Origin of the sequence: Vibrio gazogenes (genome assembly GCF_023920225.1) — a bacterium.
In the GTDB taxonomy this organism is placed as follows: Bacteria; Pseudomonadota; Gammaproteobacteria; order Enterobacterales; family Vibrionaceae; genus Vibrio; species Vibrio gazogenes.
The window spans coordinates 1,959,964-1,985,801 of the sequence record NZ_CP092587.1 but is presented as its reverse complement, the minus strand read 5'-3'; the positions used below and the strand labels follow the sequence as shown (position 1 = coordinate 1,985,801).

The following is a 25,838-nucleotide window of genomic DNA, read 5'->3' as shown; positions in this document are numbered from 1 at the left end:
TCAGTCTCTCACGGGTTGTATTTCGTTCAGGTTAAATAAAAGTTCCAGCGATTGTCCAACGGGAAACAACCTTTCTGAGGAGCGATTGAGCAAATCAACGGTCAGATGCTGAGTCCCAATCGCGGTTGTATAGCGAATCACATTACCAAGTAACTGATGACTTACCACTGTTGCGGTCTGAGGGGCTGAAATATGTGATTCATAGTGGCGTCCGGGTTCTCTGACGTAAATCGATTCAGGACGAATGGCAACCTGACTGCTGCTTTCGAGCCCAAACCATGCGTTGGCCGTTTGCGCATCGATAAGATTGTAGTGACCCATAAATTTGGCCACAAACGTATTGGCAGGTTGGGTGTAAATACTTTCAGGACGGCCTTGCTGCACAATTTCACCCTGATTCATAAGGAAAATCCGATCCGAGAGTTGCATCGCTTCTTCTTGATCGTGGGTGACAAAAATCGTGGTGAGATTCAACTCTTTTTGGATCGTTCGGATTTGCTGGCGCAAGATCTTACGAATTTTGGCATCGAGGGCTGAAAGTGGCTCATCCAACAGCAAAATTCTTGGCCGGACAATCAGGGCTCTGGCTAAAGCAACCCGTTGTCTTTGGCCCCCCGAGAGTTCATGCGGGTAATGTTTTTCTTTGCCTTTCAATTCCACCAATTCGATAAAGCGTTGGATTTCTTGCTGCATCGTTGACTTGTCGGTCCCTTTCATTTTCAAACCGAAGCCAATGTTGTCGGCCACTGTCATATTCGGGAACAGAGCATAAGATTGAAACACCATGCCAATTGCCCTTTTCTGTGGTACCTGATGGGAGATGTTGTTGCCATCGACCCAGATTTCACCGTTGTTGATGGGATCAAGTCCGGCAATACAACGCAATAGTGTGGATTTCCCGCAACCGCTGGGGCCGAGTAGGGTGATGAATTCTCCTTGCTCGATAGTCAACTGAATGTCTTGAAAAACGGTATGCTCACCGAATGCTTTGGTAAGGTGATTGATGCGGACATAACTCATTGTTGTACTCCTCGGTTGAAGCGACTGGCAAGCCACGTACAGACAAAAATAAAGAAGAAATAGGTCATCACTAATGCTGAGGTGAAGTGACCGCTGGTCTGGCGCATGTTGTACAAATAAACCTGCAATGTTTCATAGCGGGTACCGACCAGAATATTGGCAAACACAAATTCGCCCAGTAAGAATGAAAAAGACAGAAAGAGTGAGGCCATCAGCCCTTTTTTTAGGTTGGGTAAGATAATGAACCAAAATGCTTTGGTGGTGCTGGCTCCGAGCAGGTGAGCGGCATCAATCAAATCTCGCAGGTGAATCGCCATCATACTGTTGGCAATCGCCCGGTACATAAAGGGCAGAGCAATCGTGAAATTGGTGCCAATCAGAATCCACGGCGTACCGACCAACACAATCTCACTATCCGCGTAGCGCTGAAGCAGACCGACGGAAGAGACCACCGGTGGTACGGCAAATGGTAGTAAAATCAGGATGTTCATCACTTTATCCAATTTCGGATAGTAATAAAAAATGACGAAAATCATCGGTAGAATTAGCACCGTTGCAAGGAGCAGTGCTGTGATACAGACAAATAATGAACGGCCGAATGCAGCGAGAAAACGCGGGTCGCTGAGCAGCTGTAAATACCAGTGCAAGGTAAACCCTTCAGGCAGGATCGAAGCCCCCCAGCGGGCCGAAAGGGCATAGACAAATGTGGCTGCGATGGGGATCAGTAACGTCAGGAGAATGCCGTACACGACACTTTTATGATAGATCTGATGCGTGTTTTGCATGGTCTTTCCTTATGAGTGAACGGGATTTTGTTGAGCGACGACGACGGCGGTCACTTTGGGTGTGATCACTTTGCACAATTAGCCACTGGTTAATTATGGTGACAAAGGCCAGAATGACGATCAGCAAGACCGAGATGGCTGCGGCAAGGTTCGGTTCGAGGAACAAATCACCGGAGACAAGGCTCGCGATTCGAATTGTGATCAAGTTGTAGTTACCAAGGGTGAGCGCATACGCGCTGGCATAAGCGCCGATGGCATTGGCGAATAAGATAATGAATGTTCCGAACAACGCCGGAGCCAGAATCGGCAATGCAATTTTGAACCAGTATTGACGGGTATCAGCCCCGAGTAATGCTGCGGCTTCTTGCCAGTCTTTTTTCAGGGCGTCGAATGCCGGGTAAAGGAGCAATGCGCCGAGTGGGATCTGAAAATAAGTATAAATTGCCAACAACCCCCAGCGGCCATACAGGTTGAAGTCATCTAAGATACCGAGCTGACGTAAAATCAGCGTCAGGGCGCCATTGGTGCCGAGAATAATAATGAAAGCAAACGCGAGCGGCACGCCGACAAAGTTACTGCTCATATTGGTAAATGCAATAACGGCATCTCGGACGCCGTTATTCAGATGCCGTAGGGATGAGACCAACAACGCTGCAATGAACAGACCTATCAAACTGGACCATAATGCCAGCCATAAACTATTGCTGAAGCCTTGCAGAATAAACGGTGAGTCAAAGATCTCGCGATAATTGTCAAATGAAAGTTGTGTGCCGTCGCTGAAACTATTGGTGACGACCCACAACATCGGCGAGATCTGAAACAGATAGAACACCACCGCAAATGGTATCAACCACAACAATGGTTGCCATTTTTTCAGCCGAATTCGGGAGCGGGGTGTGAACGGGAGCATTGGGGTTTCTTTTGGCTTCATTGCAGCAGGCCTCTGGCAATCGGTTTGTTGTGAACCAGTCCGAGCAATTCGCAGACGACTCCGCAAATATCAGTTTGGGCAATATGTGTCGGTTGATGACTGAAGCGCTCACCAATGACGAACAGTGGGACGGCGCGTTCTTCTGTCAGGGTTCCGCCATGAGAACAATCATTGTTCATACCGTGGTCACTGGTGATCAGAATGTGATAACCTGCTTCAATCCAGTGCGGCAAGAAGTCGGACAAAATCATATCGGCTTTGCGCGCCATATTCCGGTAATGCGCTGAATCGAGGCCTGCCTGATGACCGGCATCGTCAATATTCATTGGGTGAATCAGTAAAAAATCCGGATCATAATGGCGACGCAGATATTCGGCATCCAAGAATAGTGCTTCATCGGGGTAGTGATCCCAGTGATAAAACCGCCCATGCTGAATATTGAGCGCCGGATCATCGGTGACACGATCCTCGACCGGATTGTACGGTGAGCGGTTATATAATTCGCTGAACCAGTGATAAGCCGCAGCCGCGGTTGTTTTGCCTTGCTGCGTTGCCAGACTAAAGACCGACTCATGATGAGAGCGGCGGTGAATATGATTGTGAACAATGCCGCTTTCAACCGGACGGATGCCAGTTAACAAACACTCATAGAGAGGGCGAGACAAAGACGGGAGTTCACAGGTGATTGGATATAACATCGCTTGCTGAGACGTAGTCAAACTATTCAGGTAGCCCAGACATTGCTGGGCTACTGAAAGATTGAGGCCGTCGAGAACAACAAGGATCACTTTATTGTTCATCGTGCTGCCTTACTGCTGATGGATGAGGACATTTTCCTGCCATTGACGTGGCAGACGGCGGGCTGATTTTTCCCAAGCATTAAAGTTGCGGATAGGATGGACGCTTTTGTACTGTTTATTATCGAGTAATTTGGCTTTGGTTTCTGCCGGGAGCGCAATGTTGGTACGGATCGGCCGCGCATAACCGTTCGCAAGATTGATTTGTCCCTGATCACTGAAGATATATTCCCGCGCGAGTTTTGCCGCATTTGGGTGTTTTGCGTATTTATTGATGATGGTGGTATAGCCGGAAATCACAGAACCATCTTGTGGAATGCTGACCGTAAAACGAGAGCGGTCAATTTTATCGCGGTAGTTGAGGGCGTTGAAATCCCACAACACTGCGACTTCGACTTCTCCTTTTTCAAGGTTTGCCAGACTGGGATCAGTGAAAGATAAACGGCCTTGTTCTGCCAGTTTTCCGAAGAACTTTAGTGCTGGTTTTAAATTGGACTCATTGCCGCCATTGGCAAATGCAGCAGCTAAAACAGCATTATTGGCTTGAGATGCGACACCCACATCGCCGATGGTCACTTTATAGTTTCCGGAGAGTAAATCGGCCCAAGTTTTGGGCGGGTTCTTAACCAAGTTGTTGTTTGACATGAATGCAATTGTGCCCGTGTAGGCGAGCGCCCAATAGCCGTCTTTATCTTTTGCCCAGTCAGGAATTTGCTGCCAAGTTGACGGTTTGTAAGGCTGTGCGACACCTTTTTGCACGGCAATACGCCCAAAAGCAAAGCCAACATCACCGATATCTGCGGTGGCATTGTGTTTTTCTGCCGCAAATTTGGCTATTTCTTGGGCTGAACTCATATCAGTATCTTGGTGCTTGAGGTGATATTTGGTATTCAGATCGCGCCAGGTATCTTTCCAGTTGGCCCAGCTATCAGGCATGCCGACGCTGTAAACGGTTCCTTCCGCTTTTGCGGCCGCAGCCAGTTCATCTATAGATTGTGTTTGTGCTGTGACATTAAATGTCAGCGCGAGGGTAATCAGTGATGATGTTGTGCATATCATTCGGGAAGTGCGACATGGTTTCATAAAGCCATCCTTTGGACTAGTTCAGTTTGTTTAATTTTCATCCTATGCGGCAAATGTGACGATTCCTTGGCTGTTTTCTAAATTATTTATGACAGATTGATGAATATTAGCGCGGTCTTCTTGCCTGCTTTGAGATGAACTCTTACATTGAATCATGTCTGCTTTGGACTAGTTCAGGTGAAAAATACAGATGACACAGTTAACTAAAATCAGAGATGTCATTCGGGAGCAGATTCTTGGGGGGACGATGACCAGCCGCCAGAAATTGCCTTCAGAGCGAGAGTTATGTGACTTGTTCTCAACGACACGAATTACCGTCAAAGATTCATTGGCGTCTTTAGAAACGGAAGGTTTAATTTATCGGGAAGAGCGGCGGGGATGGTTTGTCTCACCGCCAAGAGTACATTATAACCCATTGTCACGGAGTCACTTTCATCAGATGGTCAACGAACAAAACCGCCTTGCTGAGACTCGGGTGATTCAAGTTCAGAGCCGAATGGCGACCAGTGAGGAGGCTAAATTGTTGGCACTCAACGAGATGACGCCACTCCACATTATTCAAAGATTACGTTTTATCGATACCCGAGTGGTGCTGTATGTTGAAAACTGTCTGATTGCACATTGGTTCCCCGGCATTCTCGAAGAAAATCTGACGCAGTCACTGACGGGGCTATATCAGCACAAATATGGTTATGTGACGAGTCGTTCCCGTTTTGATGTGATCTCTACAGCAGCGACACCAATCGTTGCGAAAGCGTTGAATATTGCTGCCGGACAACAGGTTCTGAAAATTTGTCGAGTCAATTATAAACAAGACGGAGCCATTATCGATTGTGAGTTTGAATACTGGCGTCCGGATGCCGTCATGATTACCATCGATAGCCATACGGAAAATGAGTATTCCGAGCATGGCGTATGAGTTGAGTGTCTCAAATGTATATGTTCTCGGGTTCAAAAAGATATTGCGATCATACCGCTGTAACATTGTGCTTCAAAAATTAAAGTCTGTTGATAATTATATGGATTCAATTTCATTGTTATCAGTAAGCCATGTTGATTTTTTGAGAACACGCCTGACTATTTGCATTTTAACGATGTTTTTTCACAGATTTGCTAGGCTAGAATAGAGGGCGTGTCATTTCACCACTATGTTTTGGTCAAGGATTGATTACCGACACATGGTTGCGTGATATATGAGTGATTGATGTATCAAGGAGTATTCGGTGGAACCTAGGATTAGTATCATCACACTTGGTGTGAAAAATTTAGAAGCCTCATATGATTTTTATTCAGCACTTGGCTTTTCTTCCCCCCAGAAACCAGCGGATGGTATCATTTTCTTTAAAACCGGTGGCGTGTGTCTGGCACTGTATCCGTTGGATGAGCTGGCCGAGGATATTTCACCGGCGTATGCATCCCACAGCCCGGGTTTTTCTGGCATTACATTGGCTCATAATACGCGTTCGAAAGAAGAAGTTGACGAAGTCTTGGCACTGGCGGTTAGTGTTGGCGCTCGGTTGGAAAAACCGGCAACGGACGCATTTTGGGGCGGCTACAGTGGCTATTTTTCTGATCCCGATGGTTACTTATGGGAAGTCGCGTATGGCGATTGTTGGGATTTCAATGATGATGGTAGTCTGGTGATTCAGTAGCTGTATTACCTATCCGCTCGGTTCAGATGACAATGGTTTTGCCAAATGACAATGGTTTTGCCAAATGATAATGGTTTTGCCAAATATGGTTTCGTTGAACATGATTTGAGTGAAAATGGTTTGACTGAAATGGCACAGCTAAAAATGTGTAGCGACGGATGATTTATCCGTTAGCTTTGACGCATATCTCAGGTTCGCTGGGTTGAAATCGATAGAATGCCGCATTCGTTGTGAAAATAACCGAACGTGATATTAACGCGAGAGAATAGGGAGGAACTCCCAACCTCATCTGGCGATTCTCCAGTTGTGTCGTCAGTTGTGTCGTTTTGTTTTTTGTGTTGGCATTTTGCCGGCATTTTTGATTTTTTGGATTTGAATTTTAATGGAGGATTTTATGTCCTATCAATTTGCGTTGATTGGCGATATTGGTGGCACAAACGCTCGTTTGGCATTATGCGAACTGGCATCAGGGAAAGTGAGTCAAGCCAGAACATATGCTTGTGCCGAATATCCGAGTCTTGAGTCCGTGATCAAGCATTATATTGACGACTCAGAAGTGGCAATTCAGCAAGCCTGTATTGCGATTGCTTGTCCGGTACAAGGTGACTGGGTTTCGATGACCAATCATAGTTGGGAATTTTCGATTGAAGCCCTGCAACATAACCTCGGGTTGGAAACATTTCAGGTGATCAATGATTTTACGGCGGTCTCGATGGCGATTCCGGTTCTGGCGGCGTCCGATGTGGTGAAAGTGGGTCACGGGGCTGCGGTCAAAGGAAAGCCGATTGCCGTTTACGGTGCCGGTACGGGGCTGGGTGTGGCGCATTTGCTGCCAGTGGGTGAGCAATGGCTCAGCCTGCCGGGTGAAGGTGGTCATGTGGATCTGGCTCCGGGAAGTCCGGAAGAAGACCGGATTTTAGCTGAGTTACGTAAAGATTTTGGTCGCGTTTCGGCGGAGCGATGCCTATCGGGGCAGGGGATTGTCAACCTTTATCATGCGGTTGTTCGTGCTGACGGACGTACACCGGAAGCATTCACTCCGAAAGATGTAGTTGAACACGCACAGGCAGACACGCAAGCGGACTGTCGCAAAGCTCTGAATCTATTTTGTGTCTTGATGGGGCGCTTTGCCGGAAATCTGGCATTGAATCTGGAAACTTTGGGCGGGGTTTACATTGCCGGTGGGGTTGTACCGCGCTTTGTCGATTTCTTGTTGAATTCTGAATTCCGGACTGCGTTTGAAGATAAAGGGCGGTTCAATACTTATCTAGAGAATATTCCCGTTTTCCTGATTACTCATAAAGAGCCGGGCCTACTGGGAGCCGGTGCCTACCTGAGACAATCACTCGGTCTGTCTTTATCGGCGGCGTGATTTTGACCGAATCGTTCAGAATCAGAAATTGAATCGAACAACGCGTTACGCATACTGTTACCGGAGGCTGCTCGTCACCATGTCGTATCTGATTTGTGTCAGTTCAGACGGCCTCCGGAACAGTCGGTGACAGGACAATTAACCCATCTTTTGGTCATGACCCTATCTTTTCTATCAACTCATCAGTGCGAAAACTGATAAAACCACAGCAATGCAAAGCACAATAACAGCATGGTAATCGCGTAACGCCAATTCATTTTCAGCAGGCTGATCGCACTGATGTCATAGCGGGATTGAATGCTGAGTTGAACACCGGAGAACGGAGAAAGTAAGATGCCGAGTGACCATCCCATCAATAAAGTCATACCTAACAGATTCGGATCATGAACGGATGGCGCGAGCAGGCTTCCGGCGAGTACCACACTTGTGACCGGATGCATCCCCGTCATTGCCAGCGTAACCAGAATCATCAAGGTCATACTGGCCTCCATGGGGCCGAAATGCGCCGGGGCAAGGTGGATATCCAGAGATGTTAGGGTTGCAGCCGTTCCTGACGCCAACAACGCTGCGGCTGCGAATAACACCACTTCACCCGCGGAGCCGACAACACCTGACTCTATATGTTGCTTGAAGCGAAATAGCCCTATAACGCCATCACAGGTAAGTAACCAAATGAAAATAAACAGAATCGCTGTCAGCGTGACCAGTGTTAGAACACTGACTTGCGGTTGCCATTCATGCATTCCGATCACGATGAAAGCCAGTAAACAAGGCATCCACAATGAGTGACGGGCAATCGGATAACCGTGTAGTTCGCCCGCGTCCGGCTGCCTGAGAATTTCCCAGGCACTGAAAGCGATTGCGGCAATGCTAATCGGAATCCCATACAGCACCAGTGTACTGAGTTGTGCGCCAGGAGAACTGATCAGCGCTAATCCCATCGCAGCAAAGAAAGGCGACCAGAATGCGCAGATGCAGAATGCCCGGAGCAATAATATCCCTTGTAATGGTGTCATACGGCGCTGACTGGCAAGCCGATCTCCGACAATAATCACCGAAGACATATTTAACACGGCACCGAAGAGGTGTGTGCCAAGCAAGGTCCGAAGCAGTGCCCCTTTACCTTTTGGTAAGTTTTCTTGGCTGTGGATACTTGCGGTGGCAAAAATTTTGAGAAAACCGACACCAATCAGCATATTAATAACTTTTTGATTGGCTTCTATCGCTTTGAAGACGTAGGTCATGTCAGCTTGATTCAACATCCCGAACAGCAATCCCGCCAAGCCGATCCCCAGTAAAATGAATATTTGCCTTTTCTGCGTGGCTTTCAGGACCGGAATTAACAAGCAGGAAGCCAGCCAGATCGGGACGCCAGCCCAGTAGGCCGGAACCGAATCACTAAACGTGGATGTGACGGAGAGCGTTAAACTGAGCATCAACATCCAGCCACAGAGCGTTGCTATTTTTTCTTTCATGTTGGATTACCGTAACAAATTAAATTACCGCAACAAACACATGCATCGTACATGGCTGTCAGTATGAGAAGAGCTATATCATATCAGGCGCGTATACTGGTGATATTGATGCATGAAAACAAGGATATAAGGACAACAGACAAACAGAGACAATAAGGGATTGATCTCATATGAATCTGTACATACCGATAATCATACGCATTGATAAATCACACATCAATATATTCTTTAGAGATGACTCGCGTTTGTTTGCAATATTTTATTATGACTGCCTTACTTTTGAGAATAATAGGTATGAACCGAATGCAAAGTGGCGGTATTGGATGATGTCATCTAGCGGTGAATGAGAGAGGGTGGTCAGTGGGTGTCGGCATCGTTGTCCACAAAAGTGCATTCACCGTCCATAAAATGGAATAACGGATCAGCGCAAATTTGTGATAACAATTACTTTTACAGGTTTGCATATCGTGGGTAAACTCGACGATGAATGCGAATGATTCACGAATTTTGGCGGCTAGGAAACCAAATAGTGACAGAGGAACAGGGATGAGTAGTGGGAAATGCCATGAACAAGCAACTGCTTGTGATCACTGTGACTGGGTGAATGTGATGCCAGCGATGCAGGCCGGCGAACAACTGCATTGTGCCCGTTGTGGTCATTTGATTGTCACGTGTCATCCGAAAGCACCACAGCAGTTGCTGAGTAACGGATGTTCAGCGGTGTTGATGTTTATCATGTCGCTTTGTTTTGTTTTTCTCGGGTTTTCTTCGCAAGGCAGTCATCAGCGGATCACCTTGTTAGATTGTGTTTATGGCCTTCTGGGAGAACATTACATCTCACTTGGTATTATTGTGGCCCTTACTTTGCTGGTGTTACCGATTGTCTATCTGATCTCGGTACTTTTGATCGCCCTGGCTTTGCAACAAGGGCGACTTAGAGCCATTCATTATGGGTTGGCTCATACGATAAGTGCTCTGCAACCTTGGCTGATGGTCGATGTCTTTTTGCTCGGCGGGTTAGTTGCATTAGTCAAACTGCATAGTTTGGCTGAAATTGAGTTGGGGCTGTCTTTTTGGGCTTTCTGTGCCTTTACTATCTGTTTATTCAGAACGGTTTCTTTTGTCGATAAGCGTTGGATTTGGCATTGTTTATGTGGCCCGGCGCCAACGGTCGCTGTCCGTTCCGGCTCCGCCTTATCTCAGGGACTCAAAGGGTGTCAGTATTGTGGTGCATTGGTGCCAGCGGACACGCATAAGTGTTCTCGCTGCCATCATATTCTCCATCAGCGTAAACAGGGCAGCATCAATCGTACGCTCGCGTTATTATTTGCATCTTGTGCGTTATATCTTCCTGCCAATTTGTTTCCGATTATGATTACGACCTTTCTGGGGAGTAGTGAGCCGTCAACCATCATGGGCGGTGTTATTTTATTGTGGGGAATGAAGTCATATCTCGTGGCCGGTGTGATTTTCGTGGCCAGTATTTTGGTGCCGGTGATGAAAATTTTGATGTTGTTCTGGCTCTGTTGGCAAATTCGGTTTGGTCATGGCGAGCGTGAAAAACCGACTCAGCAGATCTACCACATCACAGAGTTTATCGGTCGCTGGTCAATGGTTGATGTGTTTGTGGTCGCGATTTTGTCAGCGTTGGTTCAGCTTGGCGCCATGATGAATATTATTCCCGGTGTTGCCGCTATTTCTTTTGCTGCTGTGGTTATTCTGACTATGCTGGCAGCAATGTCGTTCGATTCCCGTCTGATCTGGGATAAATCTGAGGAGATAACCATTTGAGTCGCTCATCATCTGTTACGGAATCCGCTCACCGGATGCATTTTAATTCGATCTGGTTCGTGCCTTTAATTGCCGCGATTGTCGCTGGGTGGATGTTGGTTGAAAACTGGTCCCGGCAAGGACCGGAGGTTACCGTTGTCGCAGAAAGTGCAGATGGGCTGGTCGCGGGAAAAACCAAAGTGAAAGCACACAATGTGGATGTCGGAGAAGTCACCGATATTCATCTCAGTGATGACTTTAATCATGCGATTATCCGCATCCGGATGGAGCAGGGTTCCGAGGCGATGTTAAACAGTAAAAGCAAGTTTTGGGTGGTGAAACCCAGAGTCGGTAAAGAAGGTATCAGTGGCTTGGGGACGATTCTTTCCGGTGCGTTTATTAACATCCATCCGGGGAGAGGTGGTGAAAAACGCGAACACTTTACCATGTTGAAACAACCCCCGTTATCGACGGCTGATAATCAGGGGATTCGGCTGAAACTCTATTCAACGGACAATGCGAAAATGGAGGTGGGTTCACCGGTCCATTTTCGTGGATTTGAAGTCGGCTACATTGAGAATGTTGGTTTCGATGTGAAACGAAAAGCGATTACGTATCATATTTTTGTGAATGCGCCTTATGATGCTTTAGTCCGTAGCAATGTGCAGTTCTGGATGACACCGGGACTGGTGGTTGAAGGAACCGCAAAAGGGGTGGAAGTGCGGATGGACTCTTTACAGACGCTGTTTTCCGGTGGGATTTCATTTGGTATGACAAACGCTCGGGACGCTGGTTCATCCGTTAAAGATTTAACCGAATTTCGTCTGTTCTCTTCTAAAGAGGCAGCAGCCAATAATCGCTATGACAAATACATTGATTACATCATGTTAGTTCGGGGGAGTATCAGTGGTCTGCTACCGGGGGCACCACTGGAATATAACGGGATCCGTCTGGGAACGGTGAAAGAAGTACCGTTTCGTGGGGGGGTTATTGAAAGTTCCGAGGATATTCGTATGCCGTCGATTCCGATTTTGGTCCGTTTGGAGCCGCAAAGAATCGCATCTCATTTGAGTGAAAAAATCATTAAGCTGGATGAGTGGCGCAAGATGTTGGCACAAGGATTTGATCAGGGGATGCGAGCCACATTGAGCAGCAGTAATTTGCTGACCGGCGCAAAAGTGGTGTCGGTGGTGTTTGTTAAAGATCCCAAACCGATGACGGAAACGATGTATCTCGGATATCCGGTTTTCCCGACGGTCAGTAGTTCTCTGGCTTCAATGCAGGAGAAAATCACGCTGATTCTCGATCATCTGGCTGCGTTGCCGATGGAGCAAACTGTCGGGCGGCTGAATCAAACGCTGGCTGCGGCCGATGACACTTTTAACGAGTTACATGAAGCAAGCAAGAGCCTGAAAAAACTGTTGTCGCAACAAAATACCCAGGAGATTCCGGATCGGTTGGTAAGTGTATTGGAAACCTTGAATGAAACGTTAAGTGATTATCAGGCACAAGGTGCTTTAGGGCAGAATATTCAGCAAAGCCTTGATGCCGTACAGCGTAACCTTGAAACATTATATCCACTACTACAGGATTTACATCGCCAGCCGAACTCGATTATTTTCGGCAAACAGAGTGAAGCGGATATTGAGCCGAAAGTGACCAAAGGGAGTGCTAAATGAGATTGACAGGGCAAGTTGTAGTACTAGCGGTCATATTGATATTACTTGGTGGATGTGCAAATAACGCCGCATTAGAAACGATGCAATACCTGCTTCCGATGCCGGAACGGGTTTCGGCGCTGAAAACATCGGCTAAGATGAATATGAGTCAGCCGATCCAGATCAAAGCAATCAAGATACCGGGATATCTGGAAAAACCCAATATTGTCATGGTCGATCCCGACGGGCAGGTTTATCTGGCATCACAACATTTATGGGCGGAGTCGCTGAGTTCTCAGTTGGAAAAAATGACATTGAGACGACTGAAAGAACGATTACCGATGCTCACATGGATTCCTTCTTATCAATACATCCGGCCTCACTTACTGTTGGATATTGAGGTCTATCGCTTTCATGCTGACAGACATGGAAAAATCACCGCATCCGGACACTGGTCACTTTGGTCACCGTCAAAACAGTTGCTCCATGAAGCGTCATTTGAAAGTGTGGAGATGATGCAACAGAGTGGTTATCCAGCCATGACCCAACAGCTTTCTCATCTTTGGTTGACCCAAATTGTTGATCCGATTGCTGCAACGCTAGCGGCCCGCCAGTGAATTATATCTGACACCGGATTCGAATAACGATCCGGTGTTTTCCTCTCCATTTAGTGATGTCTTCATGGCGTCATCTACGTCTGTTTACTTTAATTGTTATCTTGTCCCCGAGCAGTTTTTTTGACACTGACACATAACGATAAGTATCGCTTTCATTGACATGTCTACTCAAGAATACGTATTCAATGTTGTTAAAATGTGGCAAATGACGATTTTTATCTCGTCATTATACAAATAAGTAGTATGAGATCTTGGTTTTAATAAATGATTGAGTGCAATATATCAAATGTGGAACCTCTCTTTAATGCTTGAACTAGAGATGCTTCGCATATCTTTTGGGATTTTCATCTATCGTCAGGAAATAAGAGTATCACTGTATACGAAATGAGTTGGTCGTGAAAATTTGGGTAGGTCGTAAAAAATTGAATAAGCAATAAAAAATTATGGATAGAGGGCAGCGATTCCCTCCGTCACTTCGTTATGAGTTATTGATTAAAAATAACAGATAAAAATGTTTCACAAACTTAGGGAGTCTTTCCTATGCTATTGAGTTTGAAGCGGAAAATAGTTCTTTCTGTGGTTGCTGCAATTACTTTGACAACAACCATTTTAGTGGTCATCAGCTATCAATCATTTAAGCAAGACAGTTGGCGTGCGATTCAGAGTGAAAGTCGCAATGCATTACAGGCTTATGCGAAAGGCATTGCCGGATGGTTTCATGACAAGCAACTGGCTATCGAAGGATTAAAAGCAGAAATCGAACGTGATCCGTCTTTAGATGTCGTCCCTCACTTAAGACAAACGTTGAAATCTGGTGAATTCGGTTTGAGTTATTACGGTAATGAGAAAGGGGAAATGTATCGACAAGACCCTTCTTTGAACAAACCCGGCTATGATCCCCGAGTCAGAGGTTGGTACAAATTGGCGAAGTCAAAGAACGAAGCGGTCACCACTGAACCGTATGTCAGTGTGACGACGAAAAAGCTGGTTGTGACCTTGGCCGCTCCGGTTCGGCAGAATGGTCAGTTCATTGGTGTTGCAGCGTCGGATCTGGCGTTGGATCAGTTAACGCATGATGTCTTAAACATGAAAGTTTTAGGAGACGGCTACTCGATTCTGGTGAATAAGAAAGGGAAATTCGTTGCTCATCCGAACAAAGACCTGATCCTAAAACCTATCCGTGACGCGATCCCACAGTTGAATACTCAGTCTCTGTCTCAGGCCGCTGATTCCGGAAAACCACTGTTCGTCGATATCGACGGTAAAGATAAAGTGGTGATGGGCCAAAACATTGCACATACCGACTGGATGCTGATCATGATCATGGATCGGGCCACGTTGGAACAACCGATGAATTCGTTGTTGCTGAATCAAATTATCATCGCGGTCGTGATCCTGATTGTCATTGCCCTATTAATATCATGGGTACTCTCCCGACAGCTCAAAGGGATTGGTGACATTAGTGAAGCGCTGGCTGAAATTGCCGAAGGTGATGGTGATTTGACCAAGCGTCTGGATGTTAATCGTCAGGATGAAGTCGGTATGCTGGCTGATCGATTCAACAAATTTGTCGATCGGCTTCATGCGATAGTGAAGAACGTTCACGATGTGTCGGTTGCCCTGAATGAGAAAGCAGACAGTGCAGCATCGGCTGCGAAGACACGTAGTCAGCAGTTGAAGACCCAGCAAGATGAAATCACCATGGTTGCAACTGCGGTGACTGAAATGGCTTCTGCAACGGCTGAAATTGCCGGTAATGCCGACAATACAGCGAAAAGTGCTAACCACTCAGTCGAGTTGGGTGCGGAAGGTTATCAGCAAATGCAGAAGAGCCTGAAGTCGATTAACCAGTTGGCTGAAGAACTGACACATGCGGCCGGGATTGTCGGTGATCTGGAAGTTCATGCGAACGAAATATCAACCATTCTTTCGACGATTCGGGCGATTGCCGAACAGACCAATCTGTTAGCCTTGAATGCTGCGATTGAAGCGGCGAGAGCGGGTGAGCAAGGGCGTGGTTTTGCCGTTGTTGCTGATGAAGTGCGCGTGCTTTCGCAAAGAACGCATGCATCCACTGAAGAAATTCAGTCGAAGATTGAAGGGTTGCAGAAAGTCACCAACAATGCTGTCAACGTCATGCAGGCCAGCCATCATTTGGTTGACGATAGTGTGCAAGATTTCAATCACACGGGTGACAAACTGCAGATGATTAGTGAATCGATTACGATGATCAGTGATATGGCAACACAGATTGCTTCCGCAGCAGAAGAACAATCTTTGGTGACGGCGGATATTAATGGAAATACCGAATCTGTTCGTGAAGTGAGCGATCAAATGACTCATGAAGCGCAATTGGCGGCTGAAGAAGCGCAGGAAGTACATCGTCTGATGACTGAATTAGGCCGAGAAATTTCTCGCTTCAAACTCTGAACTCTTCAAACTCTGATCTGACGCCGGATTCGAATAACGGTCCGGCGTTTTCCTCTCCATTTAGTGATGTCTTCATGGCGTCATCTGCGTCTGTTTACTTCAATTGCTATCTTTATCCCCGAGCTATTTTCTGGCTCACAACGATAAGTGTCGCATTCATAAACATTTTTACTCAAGAAAACTTAATCCATGTCGTTAAAAGGCGGCAAATAACGATTTTTATCTCATGAACGTACGGCTAGGTGGGATGGAATTTTGGTATTAAGCGATATGATGGACTGCAATATATTAGATATGGAACGTCTTTTAATGCTTGAGTTAGAGACGCTTCACATATCTTTTCTTGTATTTTTGTATTGTTTATCTACTGATGGGAAGTAAGTACATCAGTGTATACGAAATGAGTTGGTCGTGAGAAATAAGTCAGTAATAAAAAATTATGGGTAGGGGGAAGTGATTCCGCCATCACTTCATTATGAGTTATTGATTAAAAATAACAGATAAAAATGTTTCACAAACTTAGGGAGTTTTTCCTATGCAATTGAGTTTGAAGCGGAAGATAGTTCTTTCTGTGGTTGCTGCAATTACTTTGACAGCAACCATTTTAGTGGTCATCAGCTATCAATCATTTAAGCAAGACAGTTGGCGTGCGATTCAGAGTGAAAGTCGCAATACATTACAGGCTTATGCGAAAGGCATTGCCGGATGGTTTCATGACAAGCAACTGGCTATCGAAGGATTAAAAGCAGAAATCGAACGCGATCCGTCTTTAGATGTCGTCCCTCATTTAAGACAAACGTTGAAATCTGGTGGATTCGGTTTGAGTTATTACGGTAATGAGAAAGGGGAGATGTATCGACAAGACCCTTCTTTGAACAAACCCGGCTATGATCCCCGAGTCAGAGGTTGGTATAAACTGGCGAAGTCAAAGAACGAAGCGGTCACGACTGATCCGTATGTCAGTGTGACGATGAAAAAGCTGGTTGTGACCTTGGCCGATCCGGTTCGGCAGAATGGTCAGTTCATTGGTGTCGCGGCGTCGAATCTGGCGTTGGATCAGTTAATCCATGACGTCTTAAACATGAAAGTATTAGGAAACGGCTATTCGATTCTGGTGAATAAGAAAGGGACAGTCGTTGCCCATCCGAACAAAGACCTCATCCTAAAACCGATTAGCGAAGCGATCCCACAGTTGAATACTCAGTCTCTGTCTCAGGCCGCTGATTCCGGGAAACCACTGTTCGTCGATATCGACGGTAAAGATAAAGTGGTGATGGGGCAAAACATTGCACACACTGACTGGATGCTGATCATGATTATGGATCGGGCCACGTTGGAACAACCGATGAATTCGTTGTTGCTGCATCAAATCATCATTGCTGTCGTGATCCTTGTCGTCATTGCCCTATTCATATCATGGGTGCTCTCCCGCCAGCTCAAAGCGATTGGTGACATTAGCGAGGCACTGGCTGAGATTGCCGAAGGCGATGGTGATTTGACCAAGCGTCTGGATGTTAATCGTCAGGATGAAGTCGGTATGTTGGCCGATCGATTCAATAAATTTGTCGATCGGCTTCATGCGATGGTGGAAAAAGTTCACGATGTGTCGATTGGCCTGAATGAGAAAGCAGACAGTGCAGCATCGGCTGCGACGAAGCGTAGTCAGCAGTTGAAGACCCAGCAAGATGAAATCACCATGGTTGCAACCGCGGTGACTGAAATGGCTTCTGCAACGGCTGAAATTGCCGGTAATGCTGAAAATACCGCGAAAAATGCCAACCAGTCAGTCGAGTTGGGTGCGGAAGGTTATGAGCAGATGCAGAAGAGCCTGAAATCGATTAACCAGTTGGCTGAAGAACTGACACATGCGGCCGGGATTGTCGGTGATCTGGAAGTTCATGCGAACGAAATATCAACCATTCTTTCGACGATTCGGGCGATTGCCGAACAGACCAATCTGTTAGCCTTGAATGCTGCGATTGAAGCGGCGAGAGCGGGTGATCAAGGACGCGGTTTTGCCGTTGTTGCTGATGAAGTGCGCGTGCTTTCGCAAAGAACGCATGCATCCACTGAAGAAATTCAGTCGAAGATTGAAGGGTTGCAGAAAGTCACCAACAATGCTGTCAACGTCATGCAGGCCAGCCATCATTTAGTTGAAAATAGTGTGCAAGATTTCAATCACACGGGTGACAAACTGCAGATGATTAGTGAATCGATTACGATGATCAGTGATATGGCAGCACAGATTGCTTCCGCAGCAGAAGAACAATCTTTGGTGACGGCGGATATTAATGGAAATACCGAATCTGTTCGTGAAGTGAGCGATCAAATGACCCATGAAGCGCAATTGGCGGCTGAAGAAGCGCAGGAAGTGCATCGTCTGATGACTGAATTGGGTCGAGAAATTTCTCGCTTCAAACTCTGAAATACGGTCAATCATTCAATGACTGTTACGTAATAGGAAGGCTCTGGTCAGTCTCGAACGGGGCTCTTTTTTATGGACACGTTTATGCCTATGGGCAAGTTTATGGATAAAGTTGCCATAAAAGCGATGATCAAGGGAAATAAGAGATGAAAATTATCAATGCGCGTTTAAGAGGCTCTGAAGGACTGTACTCGATTCAAATTGAATCAGGGATTTTTCAAAAGATTCAATTGCAGTCCGGTTTGCTTGAGGAAGCTGCGGATATTGATGCCATGGGGAAACTATGTTGCGCCCCATTTGTTGAACCTCACATTCATCTAGATGCGGTGCTGACTGCCGGTGAACCGCGTTGGAATATGAGTGGCACGCTCTTTGAGGGAATTGAGTGCTGGGCAGAAAGAAAGGCATTGCTGGATATCGATGATGTCAAACGACGCGTGCTTACTACGGCTGAATTGCTGATTGCCAACGGGGTTCAGTATGTCCGTACCCATGTCGATGTGACTGACCCTGAATTAACAGCGCTGAAAGCGATCAATCAACTGAAACCGATACTTCAACCTTATCTTGATTTGCAAATCGTTGCTTTTCCTCAGGAAGGTATTTTTTCTTACCCGAATGGTAAAGCATTGATGGAAAAAGCGTTAGAGATTGGTATTGATGTCGTCGGTGGTATTCCACATTTTGAATTTACCCGAGAATACGGTGTTGAGTCGATGCACTGGGTGGTCGAATTTGCCCGTCGGAACGGGAAGTTGGTCGATGTACATTGTGATGAAATTGATGATGAAAATTCTCGCTTTCTTGAAGTGTTGGCAACCGTGGCATTAGAACAGGATATGGGGCCTAAGGTCACCGCCAGTCATACAACGGCCATGCACTCGTATAATAATGCCTACTGTTCAAAATTATTTCGTTTATTGAAAAAGTCACAAATCAATTTTGTTTCTTGTCCGACGGAGAATATGCATTTACAGGGACGTTTTGACGAATTTCCGAAACGACGAGGAATTACTCGGGTTAAGGAGCTTCATCGGGCCGGAATCAATGTTGCGTTGGCGCAAGACTCGATACAAGACCCATGGTACACCTTAGGAAATGGGAAATTATTACGTGAATTAGATTTTGCGATTCATGCCTGTCATATGATGGGGTATGAAGATTTGGTGAACGCATTAAGCTTTATTACCGACCATGGTGCTCGAGTGTTAAATATTGCTGATCAATATGGGATTGCTGAAGGAAAACCTGGGAATTTGATTATTTTGGATGGTACCGATGATGTTTCTGTTTTGAGAAATCAGAGTGAGGTGCTTTGGTCTGTCAGAGCCGGGAAAATCCTCATTGAGCGTCAGCCATCAATTTTGAGACACTTGGTTAAAATCAATTCTTGAGTGCAACATTGTTGATGATTTTATAATCTAAACAAGTTAATCTGCTATAAATAACTTATTAAATAATAAATTGATAATACGTATTTTATTAAACCTCCCGCAATAGTGGGGAGGCGGTTGAAAAAACAATGCTAAATATGATTTGAGAATTCGCGGCTATGAATCGTGCAAATTCGCCTTTGGAAAATGAGCGACATTTATTGAGGATTATTCAACTGGCGCCAATATTTGTCGTTGGTTGTTTGGCACTTGTGCTGAATGGTTATTTGTATGAAGCGGATCGGCAGCGGTTAGCTGAAAATAGCAGTGCGTTGTACCATGAGATGATGCTCTCAGAGAAGTTGTTGACGCAGCAGCATGTTGCATTGATTCATAAAGAATTCGATCGGCAAAAAGCTTACTTGATGCAACACCTTCAGTATCAAGTCCGTCAACGGGTCTACGACGCGTATGAGCTCATTCGTCACCTTTATTATCAGAATAATACCCTTTCTCCAGAAGAGATTAAACTTGCGGTCACGCAGGCGCTTCAATCTCAAGGTGAGCTCCCTCGTTCTAGCTATTTCTTCATTCAGTCCCGTCATCGATCGGGAATGTTGCGTACACAGCCGGAGGATGTTCAAGTTTTACCGGCCTCTTTTCACCCCGACACATCCGTCTCGGAAGATTTTCTGAGACAGATTGAACATCAGGGCGAATCTTTTTTTCGCTGGGATGTTCAGTCCCAATTTTCCTCATCTTTGTCGAAGCCAAGCCAGAGAGAGAAAATGGGATTCGGTAAGTATTTTTCCCCATTGGGGTGGGTTGTTGGTGCGGTTGAGAATGTCGCGGATATGGAACACAACGTCCAGCAGTCATTACTTAAGTGGATTAACCAATACCCATATGAACATGTTCGCCACCAAAATGGTGGGGCATATATGATAGCGGTAGCTGATCAGTCTGGTCGGATTTTGGCGGATAATGAATCAACCTACATCGGCAGACAACTGCAAGGTATCGTGTTACCTGAAGGGTTCACCGATACTTGGCAGTCATTGGTACAATCACATCTTCCCAACCGTTTTGTACGCGGACAAATGATGTTCAATGACAATTCATTGGATGATGAGTCCATGCTTTATATCGAAAGTCTGGGGGATTGGGGATGGCATGTTGTTGCCGGATTCCCGATGGTGCGTTTTGATGATTACTTCCAGCAGAAATTCACCCAGATTAAACAGAAAAGTGATCAGGCCTTGTGGAATATCGTTATTTTCAGTGTGTTGTTCTCCGGTATCGTTTTACTACTGTCTTTTTATATTGGTCGGTTGATCGCAGGCCGTTTTCACCGATATCAGGAAAAAATTCGTCAGCATATTGAGCATGTGGAAGATTCCCGGGATCAGATGCATTTTATGGCCATGCATGATGTCTTGACCTCATTACCCAACCGGATGATGTTTTTGAAGGGTGTTAAAAAGGAAATATCCAGGCTGCATACTCAATCACAGATGCGATACCTGGTGATTGTGTTTGTTGATCTGGATGAGTTTAAGAAAATTAATGATACCTATGGTCATGCGCTGGGCGATCAGTTATTGATGAACGTGGCTGATCGTTTCCGCCACTTACTGGGTGAGCATGATTTGGTTTCAAGATTTGGGGGCGATGAGTTTGTCTTTTGCTTTTCGTCGCTCTCCCACAAAGCGGATGCGGAACATAAAGTTTCGCGGATACAACGGGTGTTCGATGAGCCTTTTGAGTTGAGCGGAACTCAATTACAAACGACATGCAGTATCGGAGCCAGTTTATATCCCGATGACGGGAAGCTGGCCGAGGAATTATTAAATAAAGCCGATGTTGTGCTTTATCAGGCGAAGAAAAAACAGAGAGGGAGCGTTGTCTTCTACAATCAGGAGATTCATGCACATTTGCAACATTTCCTCGCGATTGAATCTCAGTTGCAACATGCCTTACGTAAACATGAAATGTTTATCTGCTATCAGCCGTTAGTCCATGTCAAAACGTGGAATGTGCTTGGTCTGGAGGCTTTGGTGCGATGGGATAATGATACCCTTGGTACGGTGAAACCAGAGGAGTTTATCCATATTGCGGAAGATACCGGTCTGTTTTATACCTTGGGAAACTATATTTTTGAACGCGCTTGTCGGGAGGTTCTGATGTTGAGCCCCAATGGTCGTTATGCGTTAAGTTTGAATGTCAATGTATCCGCTAAACAGCTTCTGACACCGGGGTTTGTCGATGATATTGTCGCAATCATTAAACATGTGGGGATTGATATCAGTCGTATCCATATTGAAATTACAGAGAGTGTTTTGATTCGCGAGTTTCAGCAGGCCAGAGAGGTTTTATTCTCTTTGAAACGGGTGGGGATTCGCATCTCACTGGATGATTTCGGTAAAGGTTACTCCTCTCTTAGTTATCTCAATCAACTCCCGATTGATGAAGTTAAAATCGATAAAAGTTTTATCGATAAAATGTTATGTAGTGAAGAGAGTTGCACTCTGATTAAAACCGTACTGGCGATTGGGCAGTCAGCTCATTTTGGTGTGGTTGCTGAAGGTGTCGAAACCCACGCACAACTACTGGCATTGACCAACCAGACGACGACAGGGTGTCTGGTTCAGGGATATTATTTTGACAAACCAATGCGTGTCGAAATGATTCAGCAAAGAATGCGTTCTTCAAAACGTTGGGACTGCCGGACTCATTAAGATTTATGAGAACATCTCTAAGCGCCATGCCCCGCGCCGCGATCAATACCCGTTCAGATTGAACAAGATTCAACCACGAAAGGTCAACAACCCCTAGACAGTTGGATATCCTTATAGCAAGATAACTCGGATTTTATGCACAAAAGGATATATCATGTTTAGTCACATCGTCGTTGGTTCAAACGATATTGAAAAATCAAAAACGTTTTATGATGCCATTTTGGCCGCTTTAGATTACCCGGCAGGCGTGATTGATGAGAAAGGGCGTTGTATCTATGCCAATTCCGAGGGTGTCCTGATTGTCACTCCGCCAATTAATGGTCAGGAAGCAACGCCGGGGAATGGGATGACGATTGGTTTTAGCGTTTCAAGCCCAGAACAAGCTGATGCGTGGCATCAAGCGGGAATCGAAAATGGTGGCATCACTTGTGAGGATCCACCGGGGGTACGTGCTCATTCCGAACGGGAGTTATATTTAGCTTATCTGCGCGATCCATCCGGTAACAAATTGTGTGCAGTCTATCATATTGCTTAATGATATCAGTCTGTTGATAAAAAATATCCCGGAGATTTCCGGGATATTTTTTATGGGCACCAATAGGTTATTGATATCGTCGCGACGAATTAAATGATCGCTGCGATCGCTTTACATAAAGGCAACATATTGTTCTTGGTCATGCCAGCGACACTAATCCGGCCGGAGCCGACAATATAGATACCAAACTCATTTTTTAGCTGTGCCACTTGTTCAGGGCTCAGGCCTGAGAATGAGAACATGCCATTTTGACGGGCAATGAAACTGAAGTCTTGCTGAACGCCTTGCTCTTTCAACGTTGCAACAAATAGATCGCGCATTTCCTGAATGCGATCACGCATTTCTGCCACTTCCTTAATCCACGCAGCATAGAGTTCCGGATGATTCAGAATCGTCGTGACGACAGCAGCACCGTGAGCCGGTGGGTTGGAGTAGATTGAGCGAATAATGCCTTTCACTTGAGAGAATGCAGTCGTTGCAATCTCTTTTGATTCTGCCACCAGTGTGAATGCACCGACCCGTTCGTTATACAGCCCGAAGTTTTTCGAAAACGAGCTAGCGACGAGGAGTTCTTTATTGTAGCGGGCAAAAATACGCAGACCTGCGGCATCTTCTTCAACCCCTGTTGCAAAGCCTTGATAAGCAAAATCGAACAGCGGAATCAGTCCTTTCTCTGCCACAAGCTTAGCGAGGGTTTCCCACTCTTCAACCGTCGGGTCGATACCGGTCGGGTTATGACAGCAACCGTGTAATAACACGATATCGCCGGCTTGTGCGCCTTGCAGGTCGGCAACCATCGCTGAAAAATCTTTATCTTTGGTTGTTGCGTTGTAGTAGCTGTATTGTGCGATTTCGAGACCGGCAGCTTTGAACACGCCATTATGGTTCGCCCAAGTCGGATTGCTGATCCAGATTTTAGCGCCACTCATATGACGTTTGATGAATTCACCCGCGACACGGAGTGCACCGGTTCCGCCCGGTGCCTGAGAGGTTTTGGCTCTTTGGCTGGTGACGATTTCCGCATCTGCTCCAAACAGAAGTTTTTGCACGGCCAGTGCATAATCAGCCATACCTTCAATGGTCAGATAAGACTTGGTTTTTTCTGATTCGAGCAGTATGGCTTCCGCCTTTTTTACTGTCGCAAGGATCGGAGTTTGACCGGATTCATCCTTATAAATTCCGACCCCTAAATTAATCTTCTCTGGACGGGGATCGCTTTTGAACTCTTCAGTGAGTCCAAGAATGGGATCGGCCGGTGCTGCGACAACTTTTTCAAACATGTTTTTCATCCGTGTAAAATTGAAAGGAAATAGTGAATTTTTATGCCAGTTTCGTGACATCGTGATGCAATTATTTATACCTCTACGGCGATCTTGTTACAACCGTCACACGGTGAAAAAAGTTAAATAATTGCTGATTCTGTTTTTCGTGCATGGAAAACGACCTTTCGGTGTTTTGCCGTTACCAAAAATTATCAAAGGAACAATAAAAAATGCCACCGCGGACGATGGCATTGTGCAGATTAAAACGAATCTTCGGATTCGAATTCATATTTGAATTAGAAGTTAGCCGAACGTGGTGCTCTCGGGAACGGAATCACATCGCGGATGTTACCCATGCCGGTGACGTAAGAGACCAACCGTTCGAATCCGAGGCCGAAGCCTGAATGAGGAACTGTGCCGTAACGGCGTAAGTCACGATACCAGCCCATGCTTTCTGGTTCGATCCCCATATCGAGCATCCGTTTATCTAGGATGTCTAAACGTTCTTCACGCTGAGAACCACCGATAATTTCACCAATTCCCGGTGCGAGTACATCCATCGCGGCAACGGTTTTACCGTCATCATTCATCCGCATATAAAATGCTTTGATATCTTTCGGGTAGTTTTTCACAACGACAGGCGCTTTAAAGTGCTCTTCAGCAAGGTAGCGCTCATGTTCGGAAGACATGTCGATGCCCCATTCAACCGGGAATTCAAATTCTTTACCTGAATCCAATAGGATTTGAATCGCGTCCGTGTAATCAACTTGTGCGAAATCTGATTCAACAAAGCTTTCCAGACGGCTAATCACATCTTTGTCGATTCTTTGGGCGAAGAATTCCAGATCATCGCGACGTTCTTCAAGAACCGCTTTAAAGACATATTTGAGCATATCTTCAGCAAGTTTGGCGATGTCATTCAACTCTGCAAATGCGACTTCGGGTTCGACCATCCAGAATTCCGCTAAGTGGCGGCTGGTATTGGAATTTTCAGCACGGAATGTCGGGCCAAAGGTATAAATTTTGCTTAATGCACACGCGTAGGCTTCACCGTTTAACTGGCCTGAAACGGTCAAAAATGTCTCTTTACCGAAGAAATCTTCATTAAAGTCCACATCACCTTGTTCAGTCAGCGGCAGGTTGGTCAGATCCAGCGTTGAAACACGGAACATTTCACCGGCACCTTCACAGTCAGCCGCTGTGATTAGCGGGGTTGAAACCCAGAAAAATCCCTGCTCGTGATAAAAACGGTGAATGGCTTGAGAAAGGCAGTTACGCACACGGGCAACGGCACCAATCACATTGGTGCGCGGGCGCAGGTGAGCGACTTCACGCAGGTACTCAATCGAGTGACGTGTTTTCGCCATCGGATAAGAATCCGCATCTTCAACCCATCCGACGACTTTAACGGTTGTTGCCGCGAGTTCAAAGTCCTGACCTTTGGCCGGAGACGCAACAATTTGACCGGTTACTTCAACAGAACAACCGGTTGTCAGCTTTAAAACTTCTTCATTGTAATTATTGAGATTATTCGGGACCACGGCCTGAATCGGGTCGAAACAAGAGCCGTCATAAATGGCAAGAAACGAAATTCCGGCTTTGGAATCACGACGTGTACGGATCCAGCCGCGGACAGTAACTTCACTGTCAACTGCAAGCTTACCGCTTAATACGTCAACAACAGGCGCGTACGTCATAGTAGTGTTTGTATCCTTTAGTTAATTAATTATTACAAATCAAAATTTTATGCCGAAAGTGTTGGGGTAGTCTCTGACAGTCATTCTTCCCCAGCATCAGTGGATGCTTAACAATACACTAAAATCAATGACTCTTGAATGGTTTGGCGTGAAGAAACGCGGAGAAGCGTATCGATGAATGACGTTTTTAAGCCATCTTCAACCGTCATGGCTGAACT

The 25,838-nt window shown here is 45.9% G+C and carries 18 protein-coding genes and 1 pseudogene; 11 read left to right on the top strand and 8 right to left on the bottom strand.

Going from position 1 to position 25,838, the window contains the following annotated elements:
* From MKS89_RS08825 to MKS89_RS08805, 5 genes and pseudogenes are all read right to left on the bottom strand, one after another.
* On the bottom strand, positions 1–1,020 hold the full coding sequence (locus tag MKS89_RS08825) for an ABC transporter ATP-binding protein (RefSeq protein WP_072961521.1): 1,020 nt from the start codon (positions 1,018–1,020) through the stop codon (positions 1–3).
* Positions 1,017–1,805: an ABC transporter permease gene (locus tag MKS89_RS08820; RefSeq protein ID WP_072961518.1), complete on the bottom strand. Its 789-nt coding sequence runs from the start codon at positions 1,803–1,805 to the stop codon at positions 1,017–1,019. Before MKS89_RS08820 ends, MKS89_RS08825 begins: the two co-directional genes overlap by 4 nt.
* 67 nt (positions 1,806–1,872) lie before the next feature.
* Positions 1,873–2,715: pseudogene (locus MKS89_RS08815) on the bottom strand (ABC transporter permease); the annotation flags it as partial.
* Positions 2,716–2,732: 17 nt separating this feature from the next.
* Positions 2,733–3,536 (bottom strand): alkaline phosphatase family protein, encoded by an 804-nt coding sequence (locus MKS89_RS08810; RefSeq protein WP_072961514.1) that lies wholly within the window; start codon positions 3,534–3,536, stop codon positions 2,733–2,735.
* A 9-nt stretch (positions 3,537–3,545) separates the two neighbouring features.
* A complete protein-coding gene (locus MKS89_RS08805; protein ID WP_072961511.1) occupies positions 3,546–4,616 on the bottom strand; it encodes an ABC transporter substrate-binding protein in 1,071 nt (356 codons plus the stop codon).
* A 190-nt stretch (positions 4,617–4,806) separates the two neighbouring features.
* Between MKS89_RS08805 and MKS89_RS08800 the strand changes: the two genes are divergently transcribed.
* The 3 genes from MKS89_RS08800 to glk all read left to right on the top strand — a co-directional run bounded on the left by MKS89_RS08800 (position 4,807) and on the right by glk (position 7,640).
* Entirely contained in the window at positions 4,807–5,535 is a 729-nt protein-coding gene (locus MKS89_RS08800; protein WP_072961509.1) for a UTRA domain-containing protein, read from the top strand.
* 304 nt (positions 5,536–5,839) lie between these two features.
* The gene (locus tag MKS89_RS08795) at positions 5,840–6,268 is read left to right on the top strand and encodes a VOC family protein (protein ID WP_072961507.1); all 429 of its coding nucleotides are present in this window, start codon (positions 5,840–5,842) and stop codon (positions 6,266–6,268) included.
* Positions 6,269–6,662: 394 nt separating this feature from the next.
* Complete coding sequence (gene glk, locus MKS89_RS08790) at positions 6,663–7,640, top strand: glucokinase (protein ID WP_072961504.1); 978 nt, start codon at positions 6,663–6,665, stop codon at positions 7,638–7,640.
* A 182-nt stretch (positions 7,641–7,822) separates the two neighbouring features.
* On the opposite strand, the gene MKS89_RS08785 is transcribed toward glk, so the two are convergent.
* Positions 7,823–9,115, bottom strand: coding sequence for a hypothetical protein (locus MKS89_RS08785; RefSeq protein WP_072961501.1), 1,293 nt, complete (start codon positions 9,113–9,115; stop codon positions 7,823–7,825).
* Between the two features lie 546 nt (positions 9,116–9,661).
* Between MKS89_RS08785 and MKS89_RS08780 the strand changes: the two genes are divergently transcribed.
* The 8 genes from MKS89_RS08780 to MKS89_RS08745 all read left to right on the top strand — a co-directional run bounded on the left by MKS89_RS08780 (position 9,662) and on the right by MKS89_RS08745 (position 22,661).
* The gene (locus MKS89_RS08780; protein WP_072961498.1) at positions 9,662–10,906 is read left to right on the top strand and encodes a PqiA/YebS family transporter subunit; all 1,245 of its coding nucleotides are present in this window, start codon (positions 9,662–9,664) and stop codon (positions 10,904–10,906) included.
* Positions 10,903–12,564 carry an intermembrane transport protein PqiB gene (gene pqiB / locus MKS89_RS08775; protein ID WP_131814924.1) on the top strand — a complete coding sequence of 554 codons (1,662 nt, stop codon included), beginning with the start codon at positions 10,903–10,905 and terminating at the stop codon, positions 12,562–12,564. The genes MKS89_RS08780 and pqiB overlap by 4 nt, the downstream gene beginning before the upstream one ends.
* Positions 12,561–13,160, top strand: a complete 600-nt coding sequence (locus MKS89_RS08770; protein ID WP_072961492.1) for a PqiC family protein — start codon at positions 12,561–12,563, stop codon at positions 13,158–13,160. Before pqiB ends, MKS89_RS08770 begins: the two co-directional genes overlap by 4 nt.
* Before the next feature lie 540 nt (positions 13,161–13,700).
* Positions 13,701–15,590, top strand: a complete 1,890-nt coding sequence (locus MKS89_RS08765; RefSeq protein WP_077316214.1) for a methyl-accepting chemotaxis protein — start codon at positions 13,701–13,703, stop codon at positions 15,588–15,590.
* Positions 15,591–16,125: 535 nt separating this feature from the next.
* A complete protein-coding gene (locus tag MKS89_RS08760; protein WP_077316213.1) occupies positions 16,126–18,015 on the top strand; it encodes a methyl-accepting chemotaxis protein in 1,890 nt (629 codons plus the stop codon).
* 146 nt (positions 18,016–18,161) lie between these two features.
* Entirely contained in the window at positions 18,162–19,409 is a 1,248-nt protein-coding gene (gene codA / locus MKS89_RS08755; RefSeq protein WP_072961487.1) for a cytosine deaminase, read from the top strand.
* 158 nt (positions 19,410–19,567) lie between these two features.
* Entirely contained in the window at positions 19,568–22,126 is a 2,559-nt protein-coding gene (locus tag MKS89_RS08750) for a bifunctional diguanylate cyclase/phosphodiesterase (protein ID WP_072961484.1), read from the top strand.
* A 154-nt stretch (positions 22,127–22,280) separates the two neighbouring features.
* Positions 22,281–22,661: a VOC family protein gene (locus tag MKS89_RS08745; RefSeq protein ID WP_072961482.1), complete on the top strand. Its 381-nt coding sequence runs from the start codon at positions 22,281–22,283 to the stop codon at positions 22,659–22,661.
* Positions 22,662–22,750: 89 nt separating this feature from the next.
* Here MKS89_RS08745 and MKS89_RS08740 read toward each other — a convergent pair whose 3' ends face one another.
* Positions 22,751–23,941: an amino acid aminotransferase gene (locus tag MKS89_RS08740; RefSeq protein ID WP_072961481.1), complete on the bottom strand. Its 1,191-nt coding sequence runs from the start codon at positions 23,939–23,941 to the stop codon at positions 22,751–22,753.
* A 278-nt stretch (positions 23,942–24,219) separates the two neighbouring features.
* A complete protein-coding gene (asnS, locus tag MKS89_RS08735; RefSeq protein ID WP_072961478.1) occupies positions 24,220–25,620 on the bottom strand; it encodes an asparagine--tRNA ligase in 1,401 nt (466 codons plus the stop codon).
* Positions 25,621–25,838 lie beyond the last annotated feature (218 nt).